General features: G+C 64.1%; 7 protein-coding genes. 6 read left to right on the top strand and 1 reads right to left on the bottom strand.

Annotated features, from left to right (window positions below; genetic code table 11):
- Positions 1–757, bottom strand: a 757-nt coding sequence (locus tag HMPREF1024_RS09735; RefSeq protein ID WP_009308946.1) for an IclR family transcriptional regulator C-terminal domain-containing protein, incomplete at its 3' end; no start/stop codon positions are given.
- 169 nt (positions 758–926) lie between these two features.
- Between HMPREF1024_RS09735 and HMPREF1024_RS09740 the strand changes: the two genes are divergently transcribed.
- From HMPREF1024_RS09740 to pcaC, 6 genes are read left to right on the top strand one after another with little or no spacing between them, the layout of a single operon-like run.
- Positions 927–1,613, top strand: coding sequence for a 3-oxoacid CoA-transferase subunit A (locus HMPREF1024_RS09740; RefSeq protein ID WP_002903522.1), 687 nt, complete (start codon positions 927–929; stop codon positions 1,611–1,613).
- Between the two features lie 10 nt (positions 1,614–1,623).
- On the top strand, positions 1,624–2,280 hold the full coding sequence (locus HMPREF1024_RS09745) for a 3-oxoacid CoA-transferase subunit B (protein ID WP_009308945.1): 657 nt from the start codon (positions 1,624–1,626) through the stop codon (positions 2,278–2,280).
- 10 nt (positions 2,281–2,290) lie between these two features.
- A complete protein-coding gene (gene pcaF, locus HMPREF1024_RS09750; RefSeq protein WP_009308944.1) occupies positions 2,291–3,493 on the top strand; it encodes a 3-oxoadipyl-CoA thiolase in 1,203 nt (400 codons plus the stop codon).
- 9 nt (positions 3,494–3,502) lie between these two features.
- The gene (locus HMPREF1024_RS09755) at positions 3,503–4,855 is read left to right on the top strand and encodes a 3-carboxy-cis,cis-muconate cycloisomerase (RefSeq protein WP_009308943.1); all 1,353 of its coding nucleotides are present in this window, start codon (positions 3,503–3,505) and stop codon (positions 4,853–4,855) included.
- Positions 4,845–5,609: a 3-oxoadipate enol-lactonase gene (pcaD, locus tag HMPREF1024_RS09760; protein WP_004151556.1), complete on the top strand. Its 765-nt coding sequence runs from the start codon at positions 4,845–4,847 to the stop codon at positions 5,607–5,609. Before HMPREF1024_RS09755 ends, pcaD begins: the two co-directional genes overlap by 11 nt.
- Positions 5,602–5,991 carry a 4-carboxymuconolactone decarboxylase gene (gene pcaC / locus HMPREF1024_RS09765; RefSeq protein ID WP_004143067.1) on the top strand — a complete coding sequence of 130 codons (390 nt, stop codon included), beginning with the start codon at positions 5,602–5,604 and terminating at the stop codon, positions 5,989–5,991. The genes pcaD and pcaC overlap by 8 nt, the downstream gene beginning before the upstream one ends.
- Positions 5,992–6,323: the final 332 nt, after the last annotated feature.

Here is a 6,323-nt window from a genome sequence, read left to right as displayed (position 1 = left end):
GCACGCGCTCGATCATCTCGCGGGCCGTCATCTGGCCCGCATGCACCCCGACGTTGAGCGCCGCCTGAACCTGCCCCTGAGCGTTAAACAGCGGGACCGCGAGGGAGCGCAGCCCCATCTCCAGCTCCTGATCGTTGAGGGCATACCCCTGCTGATGCACCCGTTTCAGTTCGGCGCGCAGCTTCGCCACCGAATCCACCGTCTGTGGGGTATAGCGGATCATGGTCACCCGGCCCAGCATATCGTTGAGCTTCTCCTCCGGCTGATGGCTCAGCAGCACCCGGCCCATCGAGGTCGCCCACGCCGGAAGGCGACTGCCGATATCCAGGTCGATGGTCATAATCCGCGAGCTGGAGGCGCGGGCGATATACAGGATATCGTCGCCGTCGAGGGTGGCGATGGAGCAGGACTCATTGAGCATTTCGCTTAGATGCCGCAGCACCGGCTGCGCCGAACGCGCCAGCGGCGTCGAGGCCAGCCAGGCGTGGCCCAGCGCCAGGATCCGCGGCCGCAGCTGGAAATTCTTACCGTCTTCGGCATACACGAACCCCAGCTTGCTCAGGGTATACAGGCAGCGGCGCACCGCGGCGCGCGGGATGCCGGTCTTCTGACTGATCTGTGAGATAGACAGCAGGGACCGCTGCGGCGTGAACGCCTGAATCACCTCCAGACCCCGCGCCAGGGAGGCCATAAAGTTAGGATCGCCTTTAAACGGATCGCCGTCGCCGGTCAGTAAATCGTCTGGATGCTTGTCCATTTCTGTTCCCCATATTTGCCATCGATCACATTCTTTCGCTAAAGATAACCGATGTTCGATTATCGCACCATATTTCGATTATCGCCCTTGACCGACATCGTTAAGCAGGTCACATTTTGTGCGAACAACGAATAAAAGTGCGATTACCGCACATCACTGGAGCGACCTGATGATTGATAAAAGCGTATCGACGCTGAGCGAGGCCATCGCCGGGATCCACGATGGGGCGACTATTATGATCGGCGGCTTTGGCCCCGCCGGCCAGCCGACCTTTCTGATTGACGCCCTGATTGACCAGGGCGCTCGCGACCTGACCATCATAAATAACAACGCCGGCAACGGGGAAGTGGGTCTCGCCGCGCTGCTCAAGGCGGGCCGGGTGCGCAAAATGATCTGCTCCTTTCCGCGCCAGGTGGATTCGCAGATTTTCGATGATCTCTACCGTCGCGGTAAAGTGGAGCTGGAGCTGGTGCCGCAGGGCAACCTCGCGGCGCGGATCCAGGCGGCTGGCGCCGGGCTGGGGGCGGTGTTTACCCCCACCGGCTACGGCACGCCGCTGGCGGAAGGCAAGGAGACACGGGAAATCGACGGTCGCCACTACGTGCTGGAGTACCCGATCAAAGCCGATTTCGCGCTGATTAAAGCCCACCAGGGCGACCGCTGGGGCAACCTGGTCTATCGCAAGGCGGCGCGCAACTTTGGCCCGATCATGGCGACAGCGGCGAAAACCACCATCGTAGAGGTCTCGCAGCTGGTGGCGCTGGGCGACCTCGATCCGGAAAACATCATCACCCCCGGCATTTTCGTCCAGCGCGTCTTCTCGCTGGAAAACCTGACTGCCGCACAACGCGCCTGAGGAGCCCGACATGCAAAAACTGACCCGTGACGAAATGGCCCAGCGCGTGGCCCGCGATATTCCCGAAGGCGCTTACGTCAACCTCGGCATCGGCCTGCCGACCCGCATCGCCAATTACCTGCCCGCTGACAAAGAGGTGTTCCTGCACAGCGAAAACGGCCTGCTGGGGATGGGGCCGAAACCGCAGCCCGGGGAAGAAGATCCCGAGCTGATCAATGCCGGTAAAGAGTATGTCACCCTCCTGCAGGGGGGCTGCTATTTCCACCACGGCGACTCCTTCGCCATGATGCGCGGCGGCCATCTCGATATCTGCGTGCTGGGGGCCTATCAGGTTTCCGCCAGCGGCGACCTCGCCAACTGGAGCACCGGTGCGCCGGATGCGATCCCGGCCGTTGGCGGGGCGATGGATCTGGCCATCGGCGCCCGCCAGGTATTTGTGATGATGGACCACCTGACCCGTGACGGCGAGTGCAAGCTGGTGGCGCAGTGCAGCTACCCGCTGACCGGCGTCGGCTGCGTCAGCCGGATCTATACCGACCTGGCGGTGATCGACATCACCCACCGCGGCCCGGTGGTGCGGGAAATCTTTAACGGCCTCTCTTTTGAAGAGCTGCAGCGCATCACTCCGGTGGCGCTGACCTTTCAACAACTGGCGGAAAGCGCGTAAGGAACCTATGATGAATCAGGCATTTATCTGTGATGCGGTGCGTACACCCTTTGGCCGTTTCGGCGGTGCCCTGGCGACGATGCGCGCTGACGACCTGGCGGCGCTGCCGCTGAAAGCGCTGCTGGCGCGGAACCCGGGACTGGATCCCTCGCGCATTGACGATGTGATCTTTGGCTGCGCCAACCAGGCCGGGGAAGACAACCGCAACGTGGCGCGAATGGCGCTGCTGCTGGCCGGCCTGCCGGAGAGCGTGCCCGGGAGCACCATCAACCGCCTGTGCGGTTCCAGCCTTGACGCGATCGGCGTTGCGGCGCGGGCGATTAAAAGCGGGGAGACGCAGCTGATGATCGCCGGCGGGGTGGAGAGCATGTCCCGCGCGCCGTTTGTGATGGGGAAAGCGGAGAGCGCCTTTAGCCGCAGCATGCAGATGGAGGATACCACCATCGGCTGGCGCTTTATTAACCCGCAGATGAAAGCCCTGTACGGCGTGCATTCCATGCCGGAGACGGCGGAAAACGTCGCCGATGAGTTTGCCATCTCCCGTGCCGATCAGGACGCGTTCGCCTTACGCAGTCAGTTGCGTACCGCCGCGGCGCAAGAGGCGGGGCGTTTCGCCGATGAGCTGATCGCCGTCCAGGTGCCGCAGCGCAAAGGCGAGCCGCTGCTGTTTAGCCGCGATGAGCACCCGCGCAGCACCTCGCTGGAGGCGCTGGCTAAACTGCGCGGCGTGGTGCGCGCCGAGGGCAGCGTTACCGCCGGTAACGCCTCCGGGGTTAACGACGGCGCCTGCGCGCTGCTGCTGGCCAGCGAGACGGCGCTGTCGGCCAACGATCTTCAGCCGCTGGCCCGGGTGGTCGGCGTGGCGACGGCGGGCGTGGCGCCGCGGATCATGGGCTTTGGCCCGGCGCCGGCGGTGCGCAAGGTGCTGGCGCAGACCGGCCTGACATTAGGCCAGATGGATGTCATTGAGCTGAATGAAGCCTTCGCCGCGCAGGCGCTGGCGGTGACCCGTGATTTGGGCTTACCGGACGATGCCGCCCACGTGAACCCTAACGGCGGGGCGATTGCGCTGGGCCACCCGCTCGGCGCCTCCGGCGGCCGGCTGGCGATGACCGCGGCTTATCAGCTGAAACGGACCGGCGGTCGTTACGCCCTGTGCACCATGTGCATCGGCGTCGGACAGGGGATCGCCCTGATTATTGAACGCGTTTAAGGAGCCAGAATGAGTTTGTTGACCCCGATGCTGCGCAGCAGTCCGCTAACCGACTGGTTCAGCGACGCGCAGCGGGTGCAGGGCATGCTGGATTTTGAAGCGGCGCTGGCGCAAGCGCAGGCCGCCTGCGGGATGGTGCCGCCGGAAGCGGTCGGGCCAATTGTCGCGGCCTGCCGCCACGAGGCCATCGATTTTGCCGCGCTGGGCGAGGCGGCGGTGGGAGCCGGTAATCTGGCCATCCCGCTGGTGAAACAGCTGACGGCGCAGGTAAAAGCGCAAGATCCTGAGGCTGCGCGCTACGTTCACTGGGGCGCTACCAGCCAGGACGCCATCGACACCGGACTGGTGCTCCAGCTGCGCGGGGCGCTGGATGCCGCTGAGACTCTGCTTGAGCAGCTGTTGGCGGCCCTGGCTCTCCAGGCGGATCGTTATCGCGATGCCGTGATGCCGGGCCGGACCTGGATGCAGCACGCGCTGCCGGTGACCTTTGGCCTGAAGCTGGCGGGCACCCTCGACGCGCTCCTGCGCTGGCAGCAGCGGCTGCGCGAGATGCGTCCGCGGCTGCTGGTGCTGCAGTTTGGCGGCGCCGCGGGCACTCTGGACGCGCTAAAAGAGAAAGGGCCGGCGGTTGGCCTGGCGCTGGCGCAGATCCTCGGTCTGTCGCTGCCGGATACTCCGTGGCACAGCCAGCGCGATCGGCTACTGGAGGCGGGCGCCTGGTTCGCCGGTGTCTGCGGCACGCTGGGGAAATTCGCTAACGACTTTTCCCTGCTGATGCAGACCGAAGTGGCTGAGGTGGGCGAGCCGGTGGCGGAAGGCCGCGGCGGTTCGTCGACGATGCCGCATAAGCGCAATCCGGTGGCCTGCGCGGCGATCCTGACCGCCGCCCAGCGTACGCCGGGGCTGATGGCGACGCTCTACGCCAGCCAACTCCAGCAGCATGAGCGGGCGCTGGGCGGCTGGCAGGCGGAGTGGGAGACCCTGCCGGAGCTAATTACCCTGGTGGGCGGGGCGTTGGCGCAAAGCGAGGCGCTGGTGCGCGACATGCAGGTTTTCCCGCAGAAAATGCGCGCCGATCTCGATATCACCCATGGGCTGATTATGGCTGAGGCGGTGACTCTGGCGCTGGCGGAATTCATTGGCAAAGCCGAGGCGCATCATCACATCGAAGCGCTGTGCCGCCAGGCGCTGGACCGTCACTGCCCGCTGGTCGATCTGCTCGCGGCTGACCCACAGGTCAGTCAGTATCTCTCTCGTGAACGCTTAACCACGCTGCTGGACCCGGCAACGGCGACCGGCAGCGCCGAACGCTTTGTGCGCCAGGTGCTGGCGCGTTATCAGGAGCAACGTGATGAATCTTGATTATCAACTCGACGGGCCGGATGGCGCGCCGGTTATCGTCCTCTCCAATTCGCTGGGCACCACCCGGGCGATGTGGCAGCCGCAGATCGAGGCGTTAACCGCCCATTTCCGGGTGCTGCGCTACGACACGCACGGCCACGGTAAAACGACGAAAAATGGCAAAGTGACCCTCGCCCAGTTGGGTGAGGATGTGATTGCGCTGCTCGATCACCTGAATATCGACCGCGCCTGGTTCTGCGGGATCTCGATGGGCGGTCTGACCGGCCTGTGGCTGGGACGCTTTGCGCCGGAGCGTTTTCATGGTCTGGCGGTCGCCAACACCGCGGCGCGCATTGGCGATCAGGCCAGCTGGCTGTCGCGGGCGCGGGCCGTACGTCAGGAGGGGATGGCGGTGGTGGCCGCCGGAGCGGCAGACCGCTGGTTTACCCACGCGTTTCGCCAGAAGGCGCCGGAGGTGGTCGAGGCGCTTTGTCACCAGCTGACCCATACCGATGCTGAAGGCTATGCCGCCTGCTGTGAGGCGCTGGCCGCCGCCGACCTGCGGGGCGAAGTGGGGCAGATCCCGCTGCCGACGCTAATCATCGCCGGGGAAAGTGACCCTGTCACCACGGTCGGTGACGCTCATTTCCTGCAGCAGCAGATCCCCGCCTCCGAGGTGGTGGTTCTGGCGGCATCGCATCTGTCTAACATTGAGGCGCCGAAAAGCTTTACTTCGGCGCTGCTGAGCTTTTTCCAGGGGGAACGCCATGGATGATAAACAGCGCTATCAGGACGGGATGGCGGTACGGCGCAAAGTATTGGGCGACGCCCACGTCGACCGTACGCTGCAGCATCTGACGCCGTTGAATGATGAGTTTCAGGACTTTATTACCCGCTATGCCTGGGGCGAGACCTGGACGCGTCCGGGGCTCGATCACCATACCCGCAGCATGATCACTATTGCCATGCTGATCGCTCTCAATCGCGAGGCGGAGCTGAAGATGCATCTACGCGCGTCGTTTAACAACGGGGTGACCCGCGATGAACTGAAAGAGCTGATCATGCACTCTGCGCTGTACTGCGGGCTGCCGGCGGCCAATGCCACGATGCATCTGGCGCAGCAGGTGTTTGACGACATCGACGCCGCGCAGGGTTGAGTCGTCGTCCGAGTCGGATTGCCCGGCAGTCGTTGTAGGCCGGGTACGGCGCCGATAAATTGCCCTCCGGAGCAGCGCTTGCCGGGCCTGGGAAGCAAAGATCGCCTGTAGACCCCGTAGGCCGGGTAAGGCGCAGCCGCCACCCGGCGAAATGGCGGCACAACCGGAAATGTCCCTGTTCGCACTATGTTTGGCAGGACCACAACGTTTGGCAGGGCTACAACTTCTATGTTAATTCCGGGCAGATTGCGCTCCCGGTTGATCTTCTGCGTTATGTTTCGTATGGCGCAGGGAGCGCACAGGGGGCGGCCAGTCGCCGCCGCCCCCTGTAC

Origin of the sequence: Klebsiella sp. 4_1_44FAA (genome assembly GCF_000238715.1) — a bacterium.
Classification (GTDB): Bacteria; Pseudomonadota; Gammaproteobacteria; order Enterobacterales; family Enterobacteriaceae; genus Klebsiella; species Klebsiella pneumoniae.
The sequence above is the reverse complement of the archived record's forward strand: the minus strand, read 5'-3'. Positions and strand labels throughout refer to the sequence as shown.

Coding starts and splice junctions, on each gene's coding strand:
- pcaD (WP_004151556.1), top strand. CDS start 4,845: ATGAATCTTGATTATCAACTCGACGGGCCGGATGGCGCGCCGGTTATC.
- HMPREF1024_RS09755 (WP_009308943.1), top strand. CDS start 3,503: ATGAGTTTGTTGACCCCGATGCTGCGCAGCAGTCCGCTAACCGACTGG.
- pcaF (WP_009308944.1), top strand. CDS start 2,291: ATGAATCAGGCATTTATCTGTGATGCGGTGCGTACACCCTTTGGCCGT.
- HMPREF1024_RS09740 (WP_002903522.1), top strand. CDS start 927: ATGATTGATAAAAGCGTATCGACGCTGAGCGAGGCCATCGCCGGGATC.
- HMPREF1024_RS09745 (WP_009308945.1), top strand. CDS start 1,624: ATGCAAAAACTGACCCGTGACGAAATGGCCCAGCGCGTGGCCCGCGAT.
- pcaC (WP_004143067.1), top strand. CDS start 5,602: ATGGATGATAAACAGCGCTATCAGGACGGGATGGCGGTACGGCGCAAA.